The organism is Streptomyces odontomachicola (assembly GCF_039605595.1).
Taxonomy (GTDB): Bacteria; Actinomycetota; Actinomycetes; order Streptomycetales; family Streptomycetaceae; genus Streptomyces.
Genome location: NZ_JBCFOK010000021.1, coordinates 55,595 through 77,124 on the forward strand (window position 1 = coordinate 55,595; position 21,530 = coordinate 77,124).

The following is a 21,530-nucleotide window of genomic DNA, read 5'->3' on the forward strand; positions in this document are numbered from 1 at the left end:
CCCCAACTCCCGGGCAGGGCCGCCCACATCCACCCACGCGACCACCCACGCGACGCAGCGCCCCGCGCACGCACCCAGCCACACCCGCCACCATCCAGCCCCGCCAAGCCGCTCACCCACAACAACCAGCCGACCACCCAACTGACCAGCCAGGTGCGGGACATGACCCCGCCCCACCACACACAATCCAAGTTCATCGATCAACCACCGCTCCCCGCCCCGTCGTGATCATCCCGGTCCGCCGGATTCCCTGATAACGATTCAGCGTCAGAACGCGTGTGCGGCGGGGTTCGAGGGGAAGGCGTTACGCCTGCTCTCTAGCATCCTCCGGGTAGCTGAGTAGCCGACGGGGGTTGAGAGCTCGACCGGCGAGGCGGACAGACACCGACCACCCGATCGCACCCACCGCACGCGGTACCGACGGCACAGCGAGGCCGTGCCGCACGTGTCCCACGAGGAGCACGTGCGCGGTACAGCGACAGCGGCGGCACAGCGATCGCACCGACCACGCAGTCTGTCCGCCCCGTCCAGAGGGGAAGACCATGACCTTTGTACGCAGTCGGGGGGCCGCACGCCGTGCCGTCGCGGCGCTGGCCTCCGTACTGCTCGCCGCAGTTCCGATGGCAGCGGCCACGCCGGCATCGGCCGCGGGCGAAGAGGAGGTGCCGTACTCCGGTGGCGCCACCGCCACGCTCGACGGGCTGAGACTCTACGGCCAGGCCGTCGTGCGCGAGGACGGAAAGACGCGGCGGACCGGGGCCGGGCTCTTCCAGATGGGGGTGGACGGCGGTGGCACCTTCCAGACCTACTCGGTGGACCTCGACAACCCCGTTCAGCAGCAGGCGCGTTACGAGGAGGCGCCCGCAGTCGCCACGCCGCTGCACGCCAACCGCTATGCGGGGAAGATCCGTTGGATCCTGCGGAACTCCTATCCGCAGGTGAACGACCTCCAGAAGCTGGCGAAGGAGGCGGGCGCGCGGCAGTTGACGCCGCGTGCCGCGGCGGCCGGGACCCAAGTGGCGATCTGGCGGTTCGCCGAGCGGGCGCGGCATCAGAGCGGTGCCGCGGCCCCAAGGATGGAGACCCACTCCACGCCCTCGGGCGCAGGCGGCGGGGCCGGGGCGACCGCCGGTGCCGGGGCCGGCTCCCACGAGGACGGGGCCGGAGGCAAGGGTGCCGCTCAGGGCGCCCAAGCTACCCAACGCCCCAGCAAGCACGTCACCGTGGAGGCCGCTGACCCCTCGGCGGAGAAGCTGGCCGACCATCTGGAGAAGGTCGCGCGCCAGGTTCCCGAGCCCGGTGCCACGCTCCGGCTGGACCGGACGGGAGTGTCCGGCAGGGCGGGCGGCAAGCTCGGTCCCGTGACCGTCCACACCAGGGAGCCGAGCGTCACCGTGGCGCCGGGGCCCGACGCGTCGGCGCACGGGGTGCGGATCGTGGACGCCAAGGGCAAGCCGGTGAAGACGGCCCACAACGGGAGCAAGCTGTACTTCGCCGTCCCGGAGGGTGTTGAGCCGGGCAGCACGTCGGTCACCGTGCAGGCCGCCACCAAGCTGCCGGTCGGTCGGACGCTCTCCGGCGCGGCGGGGGACGTGCGCAGCCCGACCCAGATCGTGGCCGGTTCGAGCTGGTCCACGGTGATCGCGCGGGCCGAGGCGTACTGGGCGGATCACGGCGCCATACCCGCGGCCACCGCGCAGAAGAACTGCGAGCAGGGCGTCGTGGAGACCACCGTCCACAACGGCGGTGACCGGCCCTTCAGCTTCGGGCTCGCAGGCGGCAAGCACTACGTGGCGGCGGGGGCGACCACCACGGTGCAGGTGCCGGTGCGGGAGGACCAGCCGTATCGGATAGCGGTCTCAGGGCCGCATGGTTACGAGCGGACGTTCAGCGGGGTGCTCGACTGTGCGACGGCCAGTTCGACGGCCAGCGCCGCGGGGCACGAGGCGACGGGCGGCGGCACCGGCGCCGTTCCGCAGATGACCCGGCCGGCCACCGTCGGCGGGGCGGGGAAGCCGGCGGACTCCGTGGACCTGGCGGAGACCGGAGGTTCGAGCAGCACTCCGGTGATCATCGGGATCGCCATCGCGTTCGTGGTGGTCGGCGGCGTGGCGATACTCGTGGTGCGCCGCCGGGACACCGGGCCCGAGACGGGGACGGCCTCGGCGCCGGCCCCGGCCCAGGCGCCGGAGGACCGCGAGTGAGCGGAGGCGGCGGAGCGTAGCGGGAGCCGGTTTTCCGGCCGGTGCGGGCGGTGCGCGCCGGCCGGGAATCCGGGGCCGGGGCGGGGCTGGAAGCCGCCCCGTTTCGGGCCTGGCGGGGACGTGCGGCAAGATGGAGTGCGTATGCCTCCACGCGGTTGCGGCGCTCCGCTCGGTGATGCTCCCGGTGCAGCACGTAGACACCGATACGCAGACACGGACATCCGTTGCAGAGCGGCCGCGGCGCAGCCGCATTCGACACCTACTGATTGCCGGACGGTTCCTCTTGGCTGAGTTCATTTACACCATGCGCAAGGCGCGTAAGGCGCACGGCGACAAGGTGATCCTCGACGACGTCACCCTGAGCTTCCTGCCCGGCGCCAAGATCGGTGTCGTGGGGCCGAACGGCGCCGGCAAGTCGACGGTTCTCAAGATCATGGCCGGTCTCGAGCAGCCGTCGAACGGCGACGCGTTCATCACGCCCGGCTACAGCGTCGGCATCCTGCTCCAGGAGCCCCCGCTGGACGAGTCGAAGACCGTGCTGCAGAACGTCGAGGACGGCGCGGGCGAGACGAAGCAGAAGCTCGACCGGTTCAACGAGATCGCCGAGCAGATGGCGACCGACTACTCCGACGAGCTCATGGAGGAGATGGGCAAGCTCCAGGAGCAGCTCGACCACGCCAACGCCTGGGACCTGGACTCCCAGCTGGAGCAGGCGATGGACGCGCTGGGCTGCCCGCCCGGCGACTGGCCCGTCACCCACCTCTCCGGCGGTGAGAAGCGCCGCGTCGCGCTCTGCAAGCTGCTGCTCGAGCAGCCCGACCTGCTGCTCCTCGACGAGCCCACCAACCACCTGGACGCCGAGTCCGTGCAGTGGCTGGAGCAGCACCTCGCGCAGTACCCGGGCACCGTCGTGGCGATCACCCACGACAGGTACTTCCTGGACAACGTGGCCGAGTGGATCATGGAGCTCGACCGCGGCCGCGCCGTCGGGTACGAGGGCAACTACTCCACGTACCTGGAGAAGAAGCAGGCCCGCCTCAAGGTCGAGGGCCAGAAGGACGCCAAGCGGCAGAAGCGCCTCAAGGACGAGCTGGAGTGGGTCCGCTCCAACGCCAAGGGGCGGCAGGCCAAGTCCAAGTCCCGTCTGTCCCGTTACGAGGAGATGGCGGCCGAGGCGGAGAAGACCAGGAAGCTGGACTTCGAGGAGATCCAGATCCCGCCGGGTCCGCGCCTGGGCAACCAGGTCGTCGAGGTCGAGCACCTGCACAAGGCCTTCGGCGACAAGGTCCTCATCGACGACCTGTCCTTCACGCTGCCCCGCAACGGCATCGTCGGCGTGATCGGGCCGAACGGTGCGGGCAAGACGACCCTGTTCAAGATGATCCAGGGCCTGGAGGAGCCGGACTCCGGCAGCATCAAGGTCGGCGACACGGTCAAGATCTCCTACGTCGACCAGAACCGCTCCAACATCGACCCGAAGAAGACGCTGTGGGCCGTCGTCTCCGACGAGCTGGACTACATCAACGTCGGCCAGGTCGAGATGCCGTCCCGCGCCTACGTGTCGGCCTTCGGCTTCAAGGGCCCGGACCAGCAGAAGCCGGCCGGTGTGCTCTCCGGCGGTGAGCGCAACCGCCTCAACCTCGCGCTCACCCTCAAGCAGGGCGGCAACCTGCTGCTCCTCGACGAGCCCACCAACGACCTGGACGTGGAGACGCTCTCCTCGCTGGAGAACGCGCTGCTGGACTTCCCGGGCTGCGCCGTGGTCGTCTCCCACGACCGCTGGTTCCTGGACCGCGTGGCGACGCACATCCTCGCGTACGAGGGCGAGTCCAAGTGGTTCTGGTTCGAGGGCAACTTCGAGTCGTACGAGAAGAACAAGATCGAGCGGTTGGGCGCGGACGCGGCCCGTCCGCACCGCGCGACGTACAAGAAGCTGACCCGAGACTGAGGTTCCGCCGCACGTGCGTCATACATACGAGTGCCCGCTGCGCTGGTCGGACATGGATGCCTTCGGGCATGTCAACAACGTGGTCTACCTCCGGTATCTGGAGGAGGCGCGGATCGACTTCATGTTCCGGCTGGCGCGCGAGGCGGAGGCCGATTCGTTCGCGGGCGGCTCCGTCGTGGCACGGCACGAGATCGACTATCTGCGTCCGCTGGTGCACCGGCACGGCCCGGTGACCGTCGAGACGTGGGTGACCAAGCTCGGCGCGGCGTCGGCGACGTTCGCGTACGAGGTGAAGGACCCGGACACGGGTGTGGTCTACGCACGCGCGGCGACCGTCGTGGTGCCGTACGACCTGGAGTCGGAGCGCCCGCGGCGGCTGACCGCAGCCGAAAAGGCGTTCCTGGAGGACTACTTCGATGACAGCGCGGCAGCAGGCACGGCAGCCGGCGCGACAGCGGCTGACCTTCGCTGACCCGGGGGAGGCGACGGGCCTCGCCACCTTCCTCGGGCGGCTGCTGGGCTGGGAGAAGAACGCCGCCGTCCGGATGAGGGCGGGTGGCGGCGTGGTCGCCGTGTTCGCCAAGCCCGCACGCTTCGAGGTGCTGGCGGTGCGCACCGGGCGGCTGCTCGAACCGGCGGACGCGGAGCTGGACGTGACCGTCTCGGCCGGCGAGCTGCTGGAGGGCATCGACGAGGACGCCGAGTCGGTGACCGTTCCCGGGGAGGTCACGGGCCCGCCGTGGGCCGGAGTGCTGCCGCCGCGGGGTGGCTGGGAGGCGTTCGGTGAGGTTCCGCCGGACGCGGTGCGCTCCGTCGCGGCGGCCGCCGTGGGCGAATTCCGCGAGCGCGCCGAGAAGTTGGACCAGCGCAAGCGCACCCGCGAGACGCTGGACGCGCTCGCCGAGGAGATCTGGTCGCGGCCGCTGGGCCGCACCGGGCTGCCGCTGCGCGCCGCGCACGCCGCGCACGCGCTGGGCTTCCTCCGCGGCGATGGCCCCGTCGCGCTGCTGAGCGCGGCGGGCGGCGGCTGGCTGCGGCTGCGGACGCCGTACGGGTCCGTGGTCGTGCGCGGCAAGAGCGAGAGCGGCCCGGGGCTGAGCGTCACGCCCGTGTAGACCGCGGGAGCGCGAGAGCGCGAGAGCGCGGGAGCGCGGGAGTCGCGTGTCGGAGGGCGGTCCGGGAACGGGCCGCCCTCCGTCGTGTCGTACGCCGTACGGTGACCGGTCGCTCAGTCCGGGGAGTTGACCATGGAGGCGGCGGCGTAGACGAGGTAGTCCCAGAGCTGCTTCTCCAGCTCGGGCGCGAGCTCCAGCTCCTCGACGGCGACCCGCATGTGCCGCAGCCAGGCGTCGTGCGCCGCGCGGTCGACCTTGAAGGGCGCGTGCCGCATGCGCAGGCGCGGGTGGCCGCGGTTGTCGCTGTAGGTGCGCGGGCCGCCCCAGTACTGCATGAGGAAGAGGGCGAGCCGTTCCTCGGCGGGACCGAGGTCCTCCTCCGGGTACATGGGACGGAGCAGCGGGTCCTCGGCGACGCCCTCGTAGAAGCGGCGCACCAGGCGCCGGAACGTCTCTTCCCCGCCGACCTGCTCGTAGAAGGTCTGCGATTGCAAGCTGCCGCGCGGAATCTCCATCACCTCCCCATGGTCGCAGATGCCGCGCGGAGGCCCGTCGGAGCAGCGAACCGTGACCCGGGAACCGGGAACCGCGAACCGCGGACCGGGAACCGGAGCACGCGGTACTCGCATCCGCCGGCCGCGCGCAGGACAGTGGAGGCATGGGTGCAGCGGACCTCGTACGGGAGCTCGTCGCGCGCGGTGCGCTGACCGAGCCCGCCTGGCGGGAGGCGTTCGCCGCGGTGCCCCGCGAGCTGTTCGTGCCCTACTACTACGCGGCCGGGGCCGGGGGCGGCCAGGAGCGGCTGTGGCGCGAGGACGCCGACCCGCGGCGGCGCGAGCGCTGGCGCGAGGGCGTATACGAGGACGTTCCGCTGGCCACCAGGCTGCGCGACGGGGAGCTGCTCTCCTCCAGCAGCCAGCCCTCGCTGATGGCCCGGATGCTGGAGGCGCTCCAGGTGCGCGAGGGCATGCGCGTGCTGGAGATCGGTACGGGGTCCGGCTACAACGCGGCGCTGCTCGCGCACCGGCTCGGCGACGAGCGGGTCACCACCGTCGACCTGGAGCCGGAGATCACCGAGGCGGCCCGCCGGCATCTCGCCGAGGCGGGACGCCGGCCCCGCGTCGTCACCGGAAACGGTGAACTCGGCTGCCCCGCGCACGCGCCCTACGACCGGATCATCGCCACCTGCGCGCTGACCTCGGTGCCGCACGGCTGGCTGCCGCAGTGCACGCCGGGTGCGCTGGCGGTGCTGCCCGTGGCGACCGGGCTGCTCTCCCTGCGGGTGTCCGGAGCGGCCGGCGCCGAGGGCAACTTCCTGTCCACGCCGGCCTTCTTCGTACCGCTGCGGGGAGCCGTGACCGCAGATGTCGGCGATGCCGAGGACAACGGCGACGACCCCGGCGGGGCGGAAAGTGGGGCAGCGAGCGAGCCAGCGGAGGATTCCGGTACGCCGTCGGAAGCCGGGCCCGGACCCCGGACCGGACCCCGTCCCGGCAGCCCCGGGGCACGGACGTGGGTGCCGGCGGACGCGCGGCGGGACGACTCGTTCCGCTTCCTGCTGGCGCTGAGCGGCGGGCGGCTCGGGACGCGGGAGGCGTACGCGCTGTGGCGGGAGGCGGGGAAGCCGTCGCGGGAGCGGTACGGGGTGACCGTACGGGACGGTGCGCAGTGGGCGTGGCTGGACGAACCGGACGGCGAGCACACATGGCCGCTGGGGTGAGACAGGGGCCCGACGGAAAGGCGGCGGCGGGCGCAGAATCGGCCGACCGAGCGGCGTGAACTCCCCTGCGCGCGGCGGCGATCCGAACAAGATCCCGGCCAAACCGGTGCCACTGTCAGTGCTTGCGGCCATACTGCTCTGCATGGGCCCCGCGTGGCCCCGTCAGCGACCCAGGGGGAGGTCCCGACCGTGTCTCAGCCGCCGAGCGTGCGACCGCCGTCGCGGCCCGGGGCGCCTGCCACTCCGGCACAGGCGCCGCACGGGCGGACGCCGCATGCCGCGGCCGCCGCAGGCACCGCCGCGCCGCCTTCCCCGCAGGCCCCGCAGCCGCCCCACGGCCCCGCGCCCGCACGGCGTACGGCCTGGGCCGAGGGCGTGCACAGGGTGCGCGCCGCCGCGACCACCGAGCCCGGCAGGCTCCGCGGGCTCGGCGCGCTGCTGGCCGCGCTGATCCTGCTGTTCGGGCTGGTCACGGCGTGGCAGGTGAGCGCGCGGCAGGAGGCGGCGCGGGCGGTCACCGAGCACAGCCAGCCGCTCAGCGCCGACGCCGCGCGGATCTACCGCTCGCTGGCCGACGCCGACACGACGGCGGCCGGAGGCTTCCTGGCGGGCGGCGACGAGCCGCGGTCGGTGCGCCAGAGGTACGAGAAGGACATAGCGGAGGCGAGCGCGCTGCTGGCCAAGGCGGCGGCGAATTCCGGGGGTTCACGGTCGGCGCAGCAGCAGATCGCCGCGCTGAACGCCGGACTGCCGCGCTACACGGGCCTGGTGGAGTCGGCGCGCGCCAACAACCGCCAGGGGCTGCCGCTCGGCGGCGCGTATCTGCGCTATGCCAATGAGCGGATGCGGACCGACCTGCTGCCCGCGGCGCGGAAGCTCTACACGGCGGAGTCGGCGCGCCTGCGCAGCGACTACGGGGCGGCGCGCGAGTGGCCCTGGTTCGCGAGCGCGGCGGGCGTGCTGGCGCTGGGGGCGCTCGGCTGGGCGCAGCGGCGCAACTACCTGCGGACCAACAGGGTGTTCAGCCCCGGCCTGCTCGGCGCGACGGCGGCCACGCTGGCGGCGGCCCTCTGGCTGCTGGGCGGTCACACCCTCGCCGCGACCCGCCTCACGGCCTCCGACGAGAAGGGCGCGCGCTCGCTCCATGCGCTGAACGAGGCGTGGATCGGCGTGCTCCAGGCGCGCGGCGACGAGAACATGACGCTGGTCGCCCGCGGCGCCGGCAGCGCGTACGAGGACAGCTATCGCACACAGATGGCCAGGGTCGCGGGCTCCGGCGCGGGCGGGGCGGTGCACGGGCAGCTCGGCGGCGCGCGGGCCCTCGCGGACGACGCGGCGGGACGGAAACCGGTGGCGGACGCGGAGAAGGCGGTCGGCGCCTGGCGCGCGCAGCACCGCACGGTCCGCGAGCGGGACGACAGCGGGGACTACGAGAAGGCAGTGTCCGGGGTGATAGGCGGACGCGGCAGCACGGGGGAGAGCTTCGACCGGGTCGAGTCGGGCCTCGAGCGGGCGCGGCAGCATGAGCAGGCCCAGTTCGAGAGCGCGGCCGACAGCGGCAGGTCGGCGCTGACCGGGCTGGCGGCCGGTGCGGGCGTGCTGGTCGTGCTCGGCGCGGCGGCGGCGCTGTTCGGCATCGGGCGCAGGCTCGCGGAGTACCGATGAGGGGGCGGGCGGAGATGCAGGGCACGGCGAGCGGGGACGGCCGCGCGGGACCGCGGCGGGCCGCCGCCTGGCTGCGCGGGCCTACGACGCGCGCCCTGACGGTGGCGGGGGCCGGGCTCGCGGTGGTGGTGGCGGTGCTGGTGTCCACGGTGCTGTCGGTCACAGGCCCTGGCGGCGCGGCGCGCGACCCGTCGGGCGTGACGGGGGACGGGAGCGTGGCGGGCGACCGCTATCAGGGCCAACAACAGGGGCAACAGCAAGGACAGCAGCAGGGCCGACAGCAGGGCCAACGGCAGGCTTCCGCACGGAAGGCGATGGGCCAGGCCGCCCCGGCGCCGGCCCCCGCCGCGAATCCCGGGAAGTGCGAGGACGGCAAGGATCCCGCCGCGAGCCTCAAGCCCTCGGGGGCCTCTGGGCCGGCCGTGAAGCGGATCAAGGAGCGGAGGAATCCCGACGGTTCGCACGGGCGGCTGATCGTCGGCGTGGACCAGAACAGTTATCTGTGGGGGTATCGCGACCCGTCCTCCGGGCGCATCGAGGGCTTCGACATCGACCTCGTACGCGCCATCGCGAAGGACCTGCTGGGGAGCAAGCCGCAGATCACGTACAAGACGATCCCCACCGACCAGCGGATACCCGCCGTGCAGAAGGGCGAGGTGGACATGGTGGTGCGCACCATGACCGTCAACTGTGAGCGGATACGCCAGGTCGCCTTCTCCACCGCGTATTTCGAGGCGGGGCAGCAACTGCTCGCGCCGAAGCGGGGTTCGGGCGTGACCGGCTTCGACTCCTCGCTGCGGGGCAAGCGGCTGTGCTACGCGGAGGGTTCGACGGCGCAGGAGCTGATGCGCGGCGACGGGTACAAGGCACTCGGCGCCCGCCCTGTGGTGGTGGCCAACCAGCTCGACTGCCTGGTGCGTCTCCAACTGGGGGAGGCGGACGCCGTGGTGACCGACAACGCGCTCGCCGCAGGTCAGGCGGCGCAGGACCCGTCCGTGCACCTCATAGGCAAGGAGCCGGTCACCTCGGAGCCGTACGGGGTGGCGATGAACCTCAAGGACAAGGATCTGGTCAAAAGGGTCAACAAGGTCCTCGACGCGTACCGCGGTGGGGGCAAGGGCAGCAAGTGGCAGGCGTCCTTCGACAAGTGGCTGGCCGACAACATGACGCATACGGCACCGCCCAAGCCGAAGTACCGGGACTGACCGACCCGGTGGACGCGCGCACCGGGTGCGCGCCCGCCGGCCGAACGAGAGCAGCGAGGTGATCGATGGGCCCCGCGGGACCCACCGGGCCGGTGATGAGCCGGGAGGAGGTGGACCGTGCGCTGGAGAGGCTCGGCGCCGAGTACGAGGCGGTCGAGTCCTCCCTGTACGCGCTCCAGGACCACGCGGGGCGGCGGCTGCTGGAGGGCGCGGAGCTGACCGGCGCCACCGCCAGGCGCTGGGCGCGCGCCGAGCAGGCCATGACCCTCCTGTGGGAGAACTTCGAGGTCTACTCCCGCACCCTGCACCTCGCGCGCGAGACGCGGGAGCGTCGGCGCTGGCCCAGCCGCGACGACCTGACCGAGCTGACCAGGCTGCTGCGCCGCGGCATCACCGTGCCGGGCAACGCGCAGGCGGAGACGGCGGGTTCTGGCAGCGGGCCGCGGCTGGCCGAGGAGGTGACGCTCCCCGAGCTGGTGGAGCGCATGAACGGCTGGTACGCCGAGGCGCTGGACGTGGTCGCGGCGGCCGACTCGGTGTGGTCGGCGCTGCCCGCGCGCATCGACATGCTCGCGGCGGAGCTGAACAGGGTGCGGTCGCTGGCCCACTCGGTCGGCGTACGCCCGGGTGAGCACCCCTCGGGCGACGATCTGGAGCGGATCACCGCGGAGCTCACCGCGCTGCGCGCCGAGGTCATATCCGATCCGCTCGCGTTCTGGACCCCGGCGGGCGGCAGCAGCGCGCCGGGCGGCGGCAGCCCGGACACCGCGCGCTACGACCGCGAGGCGCGGGCCCTGGAGGACGTGCGGCGGGAGATCGACGCCGTGCTGAACGTGCGGCAGGACTCCGAGCAGCGGCTGATGCGGGTACGCGATGTGCTCTCCCGCGCCGACCGCACGCTCGCGGAGGCCCGGGAGGCGCGCGGCGAGGTGCTGGCGAAGATCGCGGCGTCCGAGGTGCCCGCGGTGAGCGGTCCGGCGAGCGCGCTGCACGAGCAGGTGGCCGCGGCGGCCGAGTACCGCAGGCACTCCCAGTGGCACCGGCTCTCGCCCCTGCTGGACAGCCTGGAGCAGGCGGCGCAGGACGAGTTGGAGCGGGCGAGGGACCAGCTGTCGGCGGTGACCGCGCCGTTGGCGGTGCGGGCCGAGCTGCGCGGGCGGCTCGACGCGTACAAGGCGAAGGTCACGCAGCACGGGCTGGCGGAGGACCGGCTGCTGATGGAGCGCTATGACCTGGCGCGCAGGATGCTGTGGAGCGCGCCCTGCGACCTGCGCGCGGCGGAGGACGCGGTGCTGCGCTATCAGCAGGCGGCGCAGCAGGCGCTGGCCTCGGGCCGCACCGAGGCACGGGCCGCCGATCAAGCGCAGGCCGCCGACCAGGCACGCGGCGCGGACCAGGCACGTGGCGCCAGCGAGCCGCGCGGCGCTGATCAGCCGCGCGGCGCCGGTGAGGCGCAGGGGGCCGATCACGGGGGAGCCAGGGGGGACGCGTGAGCACACAGACCGGGCCCGAGGCGGGGGAGGGGCCGCTGCACCACCCGTGCCAGCGCCCGTCCTGCGGCGGCCGGTACGAGGACATGGGCGGCGGCGAGCTGTTCTGCGACACCTGCGGGCTGGCCCCGGTGGTCGCGCCCGACGGGCTGCTCGGCGCGGCGCGTACGGGCGTGGCCGCGGCGGGCAGGGAGTCCGGCAAGGGGTCGGGCTCGGGGTCGGGTTCGGGCAGGTCGGGGCGGTCTTCGCGGACGTCTTCGCCCTCGCGTTCCTCGCGGCGTTCGGTCTCCGGGCGGCTGCTCGGGGGCGCCGAGGGTGGGGAGAGCGCGAGCACCGGGGCTGCGACGGCCCGTTCGGTGTCGGTGCGCAGTTCCTCGCGTACGTCGTCGCCTGGTTCGGGGCGCAACAGGCTGGGCGCCGGCCTGGTCACCGTCCCCGAGGTGCCCAGGGCCGACCCGGGCCGCGTGGTGCTGGAGGACCCCGAGGTGCCCGAGCGCAAGCGGTTCTGCAGCAACGCCGACTGCGGCGCGGCGGTGGGCCGTTCGCGCGGGGAGCAGCCGGGGCGCACCGAGGGCTACTGCACGAAGTGCGGGCATCCGTATTCGTTCGTGCCGAAGCTGCGGCCTGGGGACATCGTGCACGGGCAGTACGAAGTGGCGGGCTGCCTCGCGCACGGCGGGCTCGGCTGGGTCTATCTCGCCGTCGACCGCGCGGTCTCGGACCGCTGGGTGGTGCTCAAGGGCCTGCTGGACACCGGTGACGAGGACGCGATGGCCGCGGCGATCTCCGAGCGCCGCTTCCTCGCGGAGATCGAGCACTCCAACATCGTCCGGATCTACAACTTCGTCGAGCACCTGGACCGGCGCACCGGCAGCCTCGACGGGTACATCGTCATGGAGTACGTGGGCGGCAAGTCACTCAAGCAGATCGCCAACGAGCGCCGCACGCCCCGCGGCAAGCGCGATCCGCTGCCCGTGGAGCAGGCCTGCGCGTACGGACTCGAAGCGCTGGAGGCGCTGGGCCACCTGCACAGCCGCAACCTGCTCTACTGCGACTTCAAGGTCGACAACGCCATCCAGCAGGAGGACCAGCTCAAGCTGATCGACATGGGCGCCGTGCGCAGGATGGACGACCAGGACAGCGCCCTCTACGGCACGGTCGGCTACCAGGCGCCCGAGGTCGCGGCCGAGGGCGCCTCGGTCTCCTCCGACCTCTACACCGTGGCCCGCACCCTGGCCGTGCTGACCTTCGACTTCCAGGGCTACACCACGGTGTTCGCCGACAGCCTGCCGGAGCCCGAGCACATCGAGGTCTTCCGCAGGTACGAGTCCTTCTACCGCTTCCTGGTGCGCGCGACCGACCCGGACCCGCAGCGCAGGTTCGCCTCGGCGCAGGAGATGTCCGAGCAACTGCTGGGCGTCCTGCGGGAGGTGGTCGCGCTCCAGACGGGGCGGCCGCGGCCCGCGCTGTCCACGCTGTTCGGGCCCGAGGCGCGGGTGGTGGACACCGAGCTGCTGGACCGCACGACCGGCGACGCCTCGGTGCTGGGCGCGCGCGAACTCCGCTCGCCGCGCCTCGGCCTCGTACGCCGCCGACGGAACGGCGCAACCGCCGCGCTCAGCACGGCACATGCGCCCGCCGGGACGCCCGCGCCCGCCACGGCAACGGCACCCACCACGACAACGGCACCCACCACGACAACGGCACCCGCCACGGGACCCGCGGCCCCGGCGACCCTCGCCGCGCACAGCCCCACAGCCGGACACGCCGCGCCGCGGTACGGAGGCGGAGCGGGCGGTACGCCGGCCCACGTACGGCTCCCGCAGCAGGGCGGTTCTGGGGCACCGGCCGGCGAGGCGGGCGTGCGGCTCGCTCCGCTGCACCTGCGGGCCGCCGCGCTCGCGCTGCCGGTGCCGCGCGTCGACCCGGCCGACCCCAACGCCGGTTTCCTCGCGGCTCTGCCGGGCTCGGCACCCGCCGATGTGCTCGGCGCGCTGCGCGGCGCGCCGGCCGACTCGGTCGAGCTGCGCCTGCGCGAGCTGCGCGCCCACCTGGAGCTGGGCACGGCCGACGACCGCGAGGCGGCCGAACGCGCCCTCGCCGGGCTGGAGTCGGCGCACCCGGAGGACTGGCGGGTCGTGTGGTACCGGGGGCTGTGCGCGCTGGTGACCGGCGACAGGACGACGGCCGCCGTGTCCTTCGACGCGCTGTACGACGCGTTCCCCGGCGAGGCGGCGCCGAAGCTGGCGCTGGCCGTGTGCGCCGAGGTGCTGGGCCAGCTCGACAACGCCGCGGAGTACTACCGCCTGGTGTGGGGCACCGATCCGGCGTATGTCGGCGCCGCGTTCGGGCTGGCCAGGGTGCTGCTGGCGGCGGGCGACCGGCGGGGCGCCGTGGCGGCGCTCGAGTCGGTGCCCGAGGCGTCCATCCACTGCACGGCGGCGCGGGTCGCGGCGGTCCGTGCCCGTTTGCGGCAACGTTCCCCGAAGGAGCCGTTGTTGGGCGATCTGTACGCCGCGGCGCAGCAGACCGAGCAGCTCCAGGAGGCCGGCCTCGACGCGGTGCGGCGCGCCGAACTGACCGCCGAAGTGCTGGGCAGCGCCCTGGACTGGGTACTCGCCGGACGGAGCGGCGACCCCTCTGGCGTACCATCCGGGGCACCACCCGGCGCCCCGCCGGGCGGTGCCGGTGAGCCGCACGGGCGGACGCAGCACGCGCCGCTGCTGGGCAGCCCGCTGGACGAGGAAGGACTGCGCTTCGGCCTGGAGCGCTCGTACCGGCTGCTCGCTCGCCTCGCGCAGTCGGCCACGGAGAGGATCGAACTGGTGGAACGGGCCAACCGGTTCCGCCCCAGGACGTGGGTGTGACGATGCCACAGCTCGACCAACTGTCCACCTGCCCGCGGTGCGCCGAACCGCTGGAGGAGGGGGACCTGTTCTGCGGTGCCTGCGGCATCGACCTGTCCGCCGCGGCCCCGGCGGCGCGCGGCCCGGCAGGTGAGGGACGCGCCGGGAGCGCCGGGCGCACCGTGAACGGCGCCGAGGTGCCACCGCTGCCCGACCACCCGCCGGCCCCGCCGGCGCCTCCCGCCGCACCGGGTGCGCCCGCGGCGCCCGCCGCGCCGCACGGCCCCAACTCCGGCGCGCAGTACGGGGGTACGCCGTACGGGGCGCCGCCCATGCCCGTGCCGCCCTCGCCCACGCTGCCGGGACTGGCCGTTCCGGTGCCGCCCCCGCCGCCTCCGCCGCCGCTCCCCGGCACCCGGCTGCCCGGGGCGCAGGGCGAGGCGTACGGCGAGGTCCCGGGTGAGGCACCGGTCGAGACCCCGGTCGAGGCGGCGCACGCGCCGGAGGAGGGCGCGGCGGCCACCACGCGTACGCCCACCGAGCCGGACTTCGTGCTGCCGCCGCCCGAGCAGCAGCCGGGGCAGCACCCCGAGCAGCGGCCGGGACAGCAGGCGGCTCAGCAGGCTGAGGGCGCGGAAACGGCCGCGCCCGCAGGGGAGTTCGGGCCGCCGGTCACCCCGCCGCACCCCCAGCAGCAGACGGCGCCCTCCCAGCAGCAGGCGCCGCAGCCACAGCAGCAGGCGCCGCAGCCCCATCAGCAGGCGCCGCAGTCTCAGCCGCAGGCGCCGCAGGCGACGGAGGTCAGGCAGCCCACGTTGGCGGACCTCGTGGCGCAGGCGGGCCCGGCGCCGGAGACGCCTGCCGAGGACGTACGACCTGCCGACGGCGCACCGGAACCGGAGGGGGAGCCCGCCCAGGAGGAGGGCTGGGACCCGCGTACGGTCGCCCCGCACACGGTGCGCGACGACACCCCTCCGGAAGCGCCGGAAGCACCGCAAGCACCGGAAGCCCCCGAGACCCCCGCATCCGACGGCGCAGCCGACGTCGGCGGCGTGGGCTCCGGCGAGCCCGAGGCGCTGGGCCCGCGCTGCGTCGCCTGCGGCACGGGCGGCATCGACCCGGACGGCTACTGCGAGCACTGCGGCCACAAGCAGCCGCGCGAACGCGACCACATGGAGAGCGCGTTGGACGGCCTCGCGGCCGCGAGCGACCGCGGGCTGCGGCACCACCGCAACGAGGACTACTACGACGTGTCCGAGGCCGCGGCGGCCGACGGCTCCGCCGCGACCATCGCCGTGGTCTGCGACGGGGTGTCCTCGGCCAGCCGCTCCGACGAGGCGTCCATGGCGGCGGCGCGCGCGGCAGGCGAGGCCATGCGGGAGAGCGTGCCGCGCGGCACCGACCACCGGCAGGCCATGCACGAGGCGCTGATCGCCGCGTCCGAGGCGGTCACCGTGCTGGCGGCCGACGCGCCCAACGAGCCCAACAAGAACGCCCCCGCCTGCACCATCGTCAGCGCCCTGACCGCCGAGGGGATCCTCACGGTCGGATGGGTGGGGGACAGCCGGGCCTACTGGGTTCCCGAGGACCCGGACGCACCGCCGTCCCGGCTGACCGAGGACGACTCGTGGGCGGCGCAGATGGTGGCGGCGGGCCTGATGAGCGAGGCGGAGGCGTATGCGGACTCGCGCGCGCACGCCATCACGGGCTGGCTGGGCGCCGACGCGTACGAACTCGACCCGCACACCGCTTCCTTCAAGCCCGACAGGCCGGGTGTAGTGGTGGTGTGCACCGACGGTCTGTGGAACTACGCGGAGTCGGCGGAGGAGATGGCGGCCGCCGTGCCGCGGGACGCGCGCAGCCGCCCGCTGCACACGGCCCGCCACCTGGTGGGGTACGCGCTGGACGGCGGAGGCCACGACAACGTAACGGTGGCCGTGGTGCCGTTCCCCGCGCCCGCCGAAGGGGCAGGATCGGCCTGACCGGACGCGGCCGGGACCCGCGCCCGGTGAACCGGGGGAGTCGGACACGGGGAGCACGGGGGAGCGGCGCCGTCCGGCGCACGCGGTCCTCCGCCCCGGCCTCCTTCTCTCCTCGTCGCTGAGGGGCAGGGAGGGACAGATGGCCGGCATTCAGGCATCGCACACGCCGCAGTCCGGCGTGCCGCACTTCGCCGTGGACGTCTATCAGAACGAGTACCTGCCGGAGGGCGGGCGCGAGGTCAACGCGATCGTCACCGTGACCGCTTCGGGCAGCGGCACGGGCAGCGGCGCGGGCGGTGCGCCCGCTCCGGTGGGCGATCCGGCGGCCGTTCCCGATCCGCGGTCCGGCGGCGGTACGGAGCCCGGCGCCGCGGTCGTGATCATGGTGGACTGCTCGGGCTCCATGGACTATCCGCCCGCCAAGATGCGCAACGCGCGGGACGCGACGGCGGCAGCGGTGGACACCCTGCGGGACGGCGTGCGGTTCGCCGTGGTCGCGGGGACGCACCAGGCCAAGCAGGTCTATCCGGGCAGCGGGCGGCTGGCGGTCGCGGGCAAGTCGACCCGGGGCCAGGCCAAGGAGGCGCTGCGCAGGCTCTCGGCGGGCGGCGGCACGGCGATCGGCACCTGGCTGCGGCTGGCGGACAAGCTGCTCTCGGCGTCGGGCGCCGCGATCCGGCACGGGATCCTGCTCACCGACGGGCGGAACGAGCACGAGGAGCCGGAGGAGCTGCGGGCCACGCTGGAGGCGTGCGCGGGCCGGTTCACCTGCGACGCGCGCGGAGTGGGCACCGACTGGGAGGTGAAAGAAGTCACAGGGATCGCCTCGGCGCTGCTCGGCTCGGCGGACATCGTGGCCGATCCGGACGGCCTCGCCGAGGACTTCACGCAGATGATGCGGAAGGCCATGGGCAAGGAGGTCGCGGACGTATCGCTCCGGATCTGGACCCCGCAGGGCAGCGAGCTGGCCTTCGTGAAGCAGGTCGCGCCGACGGTCGAGGACCTCACCGCGCGGCGCACCGAGGCGGGCCCGCGCGCCGGTGACTACCCCACGGGATCGTGGGGCGAGGAGTCCCGCGACTACCACGTGTGCGTGCGGGTCCCCGCGGCCGAGGTGGGGCAGGAAATGCTCGCCGCGCGCGCCTCGTTGGTGCTTCCCGAACCGGGCGGGGGCGGCTCCGCGCGGACCCTCGCGCAGGGGCTGATCCGCGCCGTGTGGACCGCCGACATGGAGGCCACCACCACGATCAATCCGCAGGTCGCGCACTACACGGGGCAGGCCGAGCTGGCCCAGGCGATCCAGCAGGGACTGGAGCTGCGCAAGGCCGGGGACACGGCGGGAGCGACGGCCCGGCTGGGTCGCGCCGTACAGTTGGCGGGCGCTTCAGGGAACGCGGATACAGCGAAGCTGCTTTCGAAGGTGGTGGACGTCGTGGACGAGTCGACGGGTACTGTTCGACTGAAGGCACAGGTTGCCGAGGCCGACGAGATGACGCTGGAGACGCGGTCCACCAAGACGGTCCGCGTGAAGAAGTAGCGAGCAGGACGAGCAGGAGTACGGAGGGGGAGGCATTCACCATGCCTACTTGCCCGAACGGCCACCAGTCGGCGGCCGACGACTGGTGCGAGGTGTGCGGCCACCGCATGGCCGACGGCGCATCCGCGCCCGCGGCCGCGGGTGGTGCCGCGCCGCCGCCTCCCGCCCCGCCCGCGCAGGGCGGCTACGGATACCCGGGTCCGCCGCAGGGCGTGCCGGGACCGCCCGCCCCCTCCGAGGGCCAGGGGTACCCGTACCCCGGACCGCCCCAGGCCCCCCAGCAGCAGGGCCCGCCGCAGCCGCCGGGACCGCAGGGCCCGCCCCCGCCGCCTCAGCAGCAGGGCCCGCCGCCCCCGCCGCACCAGCAGGGGCCTCCGCCGCCTCCGCACCAGCAGGGTCCGCCCCCGCCGCAGCCCCAGCAGCAGGGCGAGCTGTGCCCGCAGTGCCGTACGCCGCGTGAGGCGCAGGCGCCGTTCTGCGAGGAGTGCCGCTACAACTTCCTCACCAACACCCCGACCACGTACGTGCCGCCGCACCAGCAGCAGGCGCCGCAGCAGTTCGCCGGCGGGCCGCAGCAGGGGCAGCAGCCGCAGGGCCCGCCGCCCCCGCCGCAGCACGGCGGCTTCCCGCCGCCGCAGCCGGGTCCGGGACAGCCGGGGCCCGGTCAGCCCGGTCCCGGTCAGGGGCTTGATTACGAGAGCTCGCGGCCGTCCCAGGTGAACCGCCCGGCGGAACCGCTCTCCCCGGAGGGCGGGTTCGGCGGCGGCCAGGAGTCCGGCGGCCAGAGCGGCGACTGGATGCTCTCGCCGCCGCAGCAGGAGCAGCCGCAGGCCGCCCCGTACCAGCAGGGGCCGCCGCAACAGCAGCCTCCGCAGGGGCCGTTCCCCGGTCCGCAGGGTCCGGGTCAGCAGGGTCCTGGGCCGCAGGGTGACTTCTCGCAGGGCGGTCAGGCCCAGGGGTTCCACGGCGGGCCGCCGCAGGGCCAGGGCATGGGCCAGGGTCCTGGTCAGGGCCCCGGCATGGGCCAGGGCCCCGGAACGGGGCAGGGCGACTTCTCCCAGGGCGACTTCCGGGAGGGCGGCGTACCGCAGCAGGGCGGCGCGGGCACCGGCGGCTGGACGGCCGTGGTCGCGCCGGACCGCGAGTACTTCTCCGCGATGATGGGCCGCAGCGGCCCCGAGGCGGCGAACCTCGCGCTCCCCGCCTACTCCCCCCAGCAGGAGCTGGAGCTCTCCGGGCACCAGATCACCATCGGCCGCCGCCGCCAGTCCACGGGCGAGGCGCCCGACATCGACCTCGGCCGCTCGCCCGAGGACCCCGGCGTCTCGCACCAGCACGCGGTGCTGGTCCAGCAGCCGGACGGGAGCTGGTCCGTGGTGGACCAGGACTCCACCAACGGCACGACGGTGAACGGCTCGGAGGACCCGATCCAGCCCTACGTGCCGGTGCCGCTCCAGGACGGCGACCGCGTCCATGTGGGCGCCTGGACGACGATCACGGTGCGCCGCTCGTAACGGAGCACTGGTCAGAGGCCTTCCGGTAGTGCCCCCTCAGGCGCGCGTGCGCGTGAGGGGGCGCTCCTGTGTGGTCGAGCGCCAGCAATCCCGCGCCGAGCACCGGCGGTTCGGTGACCACCCGCAGTACGGGGAAGCGCTCGGCGAGCGTCTCGTGCAGCAGCGGATGGCGCGCGGCCGCCACAGCGCCGCCGAGCACCACGGGGGTGCTCTCCGCCGGCAGCCCGAGCCGGTCCATGGAGACGGTGGCCATGGACGCGATCTCCTCGGCCTGCCGCAGCACCAGCCGCCGCGCGACCGGGTCGCCTCCTTCGGCCACCCGGAAGAGCACCGGCACCGCCTCGTGCCGCCGCGCCCCGGGGAGCTCCCCCATGTGCAGCGCCTCGATCAGCGCGTACATCGAGGGCAGCCCGTAGTGCGCGGGCAACTCCTTCGCGAGCGCGGTCCGTTCGCCGCGGCCGTCCTCGGCGCGCGCCGCGTGCCACAGCGCGGCGCGCGCGAGGCCGCCGCCCCCGCCCCAGTCGCCCGACAGCTCGCCGATCGCGGGGAAGCGGTGGGTACGCCCGTCGGCCGCGCGGCCCACGCAGTTGATGCCCGCGCCGCACACCACGCCGACGCCGCTGCCGTGCCGCTCCTCGGCGCCGTCGGCGAGACCGGCGCGCAGCACCGCGAAGGTGTCGTTGGCCACCCGCAGCTCCTCGCCCCAGCCGTACGCGGCGATGCGCTGCTCCATCGCGCGCTCCTCGCGCGGCAGATCGGCGTTGGCCAGGCAGGCGGTGACCAGCGCGAACCGGTGACCGCTGCCACCCGCGGCGCCGACGGTGCGGGCCAGTTCGGCGACCGCCGCCTCGGGGCCCGTCGCCTGCGGCTGGAAGCCGCCGCCGCGCGCCGCGCCCAGCACCGCGCCGTCGGGGCCGAGCACCGCGGCGTCGGTCTTGCTGTTGCCCGCGTCGAGCGCGAGCAGGGCGCCGGACGGGAGGCTGTTCAACGAGGCGTTCACGCCCACGCCAGGTGCTCCCTGTTGTGCTCCAGCAGCAGCCCGGTGAGCCGCTCGGCCTGTTCGTACTGCCCGATCAGCGGGTGGGCCAGCAGCGCGCGGAAGACCCGGTCGCGGCCGCCGCGCAGCGCCGCGTCCAGCGCCAGGCGCTCGTACCCGGCGACGTGTGACATCAGGCCCGCGTAGAGCGGGTCGAGGTGGGGAGCGGGGAGTGGTTCGGCGCCGTGGGGCGAGACCCGCGCGGGGAGCTCCACGACCGCGTCGTCGGGCAGGAAGGGCAGGGTGCCGTTGTTGTACGTGTTCACCACTTGGATCTCTCCGGCGTCCGGGCTCTCCGCGCCGCCCAGCAGCCGGGCCGCCAGCGCCACCGCGGCCTCCGAGTAGAACGCGCCGCCGCGCCGTGCCAGCAGCTCCGGCTTCTCGCGCAGCGCGGGATCCGCGTACATCTCCAGCAACTGGCGCTCCATCGCGGCCACTTCGGCGGCCCGCGACGGCTTGCCGCGCAGCTCGCTGACGACGGCGTCGTGCGCGTAGTAGTAGCGCAGGTAATAGGAGGGCACCACGCCCAGGCGCTCCAGCACCGGCAGGGGCAGGTGGAGGTCCTCGGCGATCCGGGGCGCGTGCCGCTCCAGCAGGCCCGGCAGCAGGTCGGGGCCCTCGGGGCCGCCGGAGCGCACGGCGAGCTCCCAGGTGAGGTGGTTCAGCCCGTAGTGGTCCAGGTGCAGTTCTGAGGGGCTCATGTCGAGCAGCGCGGCGAACTTCCGCTGGAGGTGGATCGCCACGTTGCACAGCCCGACCGCGCGGTGCCCCTCCTCCAGCAGGGCGCGCGTGACGATGCCGACCGGGTTGGTGAAGTCGATGATCCAGGCGTCCGGGCTGACCCGGCGCACCCGCTCCGCGATGTCCAGGACCACGGGCACGGTGCGCAGCGCCTTGGCGAGACCGCCCGCTCCGGTGGTCTCCTGCCCGACGCAGCCGCACTCCAGCGGCCACGTCTCGTCGCGCCCGCGCGCCGCCTGGCCGCCGACCCGCAGCTGGATCAGCACCGCGTCGGCTCCCTCGGCCCCCGACTCCAGGTCCGAGGTCGTACGCAGCCGGGCGGGGTGCCCCTGAGCTGCGAGGATGCGCTGTGCCAGGCCGCCGACCGGCTCCAGGCGCCCGGGGTCGGTGTCGATCAGCACGATCTCGTCCAGCGGCAGCGCCGTGCGCAGGCGCGCGAAACCGTCGATGAGTTCGGGCGTGTACGTCGACCCTCCGCCGACCACCGCGAGCTTTCCCGCCGCCATGCCGTCCCCTCCTGTCGGATG

15 protein-coding genes are annotated in these 21,530 nt (G+C 74.1%); 12 read left to right on the forward strand and 3 right to left on the reverse strand.

Annotated features, from left to right (window positions below):
• Window positions 1-542: 542 nt before the first annotated feature.
• The 4 genes from ABEE00_RS31160 to ABEE00_RS31175 all read left to right on the forward strand — a co-directional run bounded on the left by ABEE00_RS31160 (window position 543) and on the right by ABEE00_RS31175 (window position 5,267).
• Window positions 543-2,204 carry an LAETG motif-containing sortase-dependent surface protein gene (locus ABEE00_RS31160; RefSeq protein ID WP_345749108.1) on the forward strand — a complete coding sequence of 554 codons (1,662 nt, stop codon included), beginning with the start codon at window positions 543-545 and terminating at the stop codon, window positions 2,202-2,204.
• Window positions 2,205-2,487: 283 nt separating this feature from the next.
• Window positions 2,488-4,152: an energy-dependent translational throttle protein EttA gene (gene ettA / locus ABEE00_RS31165; protein ID WP_345749109.1), complete on the forward strand. Its 1,665-nt coding sequence runs from the start codon at window positions 2,488-2,490 to the stop codon at window positions 4,150-4,152.
• Between the two features lie 13 nt (window positions 4,153-4,165).
• The gene (locus tag ABEE00_RS31170) at window positions 4,166-4,624 is read left to right on the forward strand and encodes an acyl-CoA thioesterase (protein ID WP_345749110.1); all 459 of its coding nucleotides are present in this window, start codon (window positions 4,166-4,168) and stop codon (window positions 4,622-4,624) included.
• Window positions 4,569-5,267: a DUF8185 domain-containing protein gene (locus ABEE00_RS31175; protein WP_345749111.1), complete on the forward strand. Its 699-nt coding sequence runs from the start codon at window positions 4,569-4,571 to the stop codon at window positions 5,265-5,267. The genes ABEE00_RS31170 and ABEE00_RS31175 overlap by 56 nt, the downstream gene beginning before the upstream one ends.
• A 113-nt stretch (window positions 5,268-5,380) precedes the next feature.
• Here ABEE00_RS31175 and ABEE00_RS31180 read toward each other — a convergent pair whose 3' ends face one another.
• The gene (locus ABEE00_RS31180) at window positions 5,381-5,785 is read right to left on the reverse strand and encodes a globin (RefSeq protein WP_345749112.1); all 405 of its coding nucleotides are present in this window, start codon (window positions 5,783-5,785) and stop codon (window positions 5,381-5,383) included.
• A gap of 140 nt (window positions 5,786-5,925) precedes the next feature.
• Between ABEE00_RS31180 and ABEE00_RS31185 the strand changes: the two genes are divergently transcribed.
• The 8 genes from ABEE00_RS31185 (at window position 5,926) to ABEE00_RS31220 (ending at window position 19,226) form a co-directional block, all read left to right on the forward strand.
• Entirely contained in the window at window positions 5,926-6,987 is a 1,062-nt protein-coding gene (locus ABEE00_RS31185; RefSeq protein WP_345749113.1) for a methyltransferase domain-containing protein, read from the forward strand.
• Between the two features lie 189 nt (window positions 6,988-7,176).
• A complete protein-coding gene (locus tag ABEE00_RS31190; RefSeq protein ID WP_345749114.1) occupies window positions 7,177-8,652 on the forward strand; it encodes a hypothetical protein in 1,476 nt (491 codons plus the stop codon).
• Window positions 8,649-9,857: a glutamate ABC transporter substrate-binding protein gene (locus ABEE00_RS31195; RefSeq protein ID WP_345749115.1), complete on the forward strand. Its 1,209-nt coding sequence runs from the start codon at window positions 8,649-8,651 to the stop codon at window positions 9,855-9,857. The genes ABEE00_RS31190 and ABEE00_RS31195 overlap by 4 nt, the downstream gene beginning before the upstream one ends.
• Before the next feature lie 65 nt (window positions 9,858-9,922).
• A complete protein-coding gene (locus ABEE00_RS31200; RefSeq protein WP_345749116.1) occupies window positions 9,923-11,350 on the forward strand; it encodes a hypothetical protein in 1,428 nt (475 codons plus the stop codon).
• Between the two features lie 83 nt (window positions 11,351-11,433).
• Window positions 11,434-14,214, forward strand: coding sequence for a serine/threonine-protein kinase (locus ABEE00_RS31205; protein ID WP_345749154.1), 2,781 nt, complete (start codon window positions 11,434-11,436; stop codon window positions 14,212-14,214).
• Window positions 14,215-14,216: 2 nt separating this feature from the next.
• On the forward strand, window positions 14,217-16,175 hold the full coding sequence (locus ABEE00_RS31210; protein ID WP_345749155.1) for a PP2C family protein-serine/threonine phosphatase: 1,959 nt from the start codon (window positions 14,217-14,219) through the stop codon (window positions 16,173-16,175).
• Window positions 16,176-16,314: 139 nt separating this feature from the next.
• Entirely contained in the window at window positions 16,315-17,712 is a 1,398-nt protein-coding gene (locus ABEE00_RS31215) for a vWA domain-containing protein (RefSeq protein ID WP_345749117.1), read from the forward strand.
• A 41-nt stretch (window positions 17,713-17,753) separates the two neighbouring features.
• Complete coding sequence (locus ABEE00_RS31220; RefSeq protein ID WP_345749118.1) at window positions 17,754-19,226, forward strand: FHA domain-containing protein; 1,473 nt, start codon at window positions 17,754-17,756, stop codon at window positions 19,224-19,226.
• Here the strand turns inward: ABEE00_RS31220 and ABEE00_RS31225 are convergent.
• Both ABEE00_RS31225 and ABEE00_RS31230 read right to left on the reverse strand, forming a co-directional pair.
• Window positions 19,207-20,232: an N-acetylglucosamine kinase gene (locus ABEE00_RS31225; RefSeq protein WP_345749119.1), complete on the reverse strand. Its 1,026-nt coding sequence runs from the start codon at window positions 20,230-20,232 to the stop codon at window positions 19,207-19,209. The genes ABEE00_RS31220 and ABEE00_RS31225 overlap by 20 nt on opposite strands.
• Window positions 20,223-21,509 (reverse strand): family 4 glycosyl hydrolase, encoded by a 1,287-nt coding sequence (locus ABEE00_RS31230; RefSeq protein ID WP_345749120.1) that lies wholly within the window; start codon window positions 21,507-21,509, stop codon window positions 20,223-20,225. The genes ABEE00_RS31225 and ABEE00_RS31230 overlap by 10 nt, the downstream gene beginning before the upstream one ends.
• Window positions 21,510-21,530 lie beyond the last annotated feature (21 nt).

Bases quoted from the DNA above. Each gene is read 5' to 3' on its own strand.
- ABEE00_RS31160 (WP_345749108.1), top strand. From the start codon at position 543: ATGACCTTTGTACGCAGTCGGGGGGCCGCACGCCGTGCCGTCGCGGCG.
- ABEE00_RS31175 (WP_345749111.1), top strand. From the start codon at position 4,569: ATGACAGCGCGGCAGCAGGCACGGCAGCCGGCGCGACAGCGGCTGACC.
- ABEE00_RS31185 (WP_345749113.1), top strand. From the start codon at position 5,926: ATGGGTGCAGCGGACCTCGTACGGGAGCTCGTCGCGCGCGGTGCGCTG.
- ABEE00_RS31195 (WP_345749115.1), top strand. From the start codon at position 8,649: ATGAGGGGGCGGGCGGAGATGCAGGGCACGGCGAGCGGGGACGGCCGC.
- ABEE00_RS31200 (WP_345749116.1), top strand. From the start codon at position 9,923: ATGGGCCCCGCGGGACCCACCGGGCCGGTGATGAGCCGGGAGGAGGTG.
- ABEE00_RS31205 (WP_345749154.1), top strand. From the start codon at position 11,434: ATGGGCGGCGGCGAGCTGTTCTGCGACACCTGCGGGCTGGCCCCGGTG.
- ABEE00_RS31210 (WP_345749155.1), top strand. From the start codon at position 14,217: ATGCCACAGCTCGACCAACTGTCCACCTGCCCGCGGTGCGCCGAACCG.
- ABEE00_RS31215 (WP_345749117.1), top strand. From the start codon at position 16,315: ATGGCCGGCATTCAGGCATCGCACACGCCGCAGTCCGGCGTGCCGCAC.
- ABEE00_RS31220 (WP_345749118.1), top strand. From the start codon at position 17,754: ATGCCTACTTGCCCGAACGGCCACCAGTCGGCGGCCGACGACTGGTGC.
- ABEE00_RS31230 (WP_345749120.1), bottom strand. From the start codon at position 21,509: ATGGCGGCGGGAAAGCTCGCGGTGGTCGGCGGAGGGTCGACGTACACG.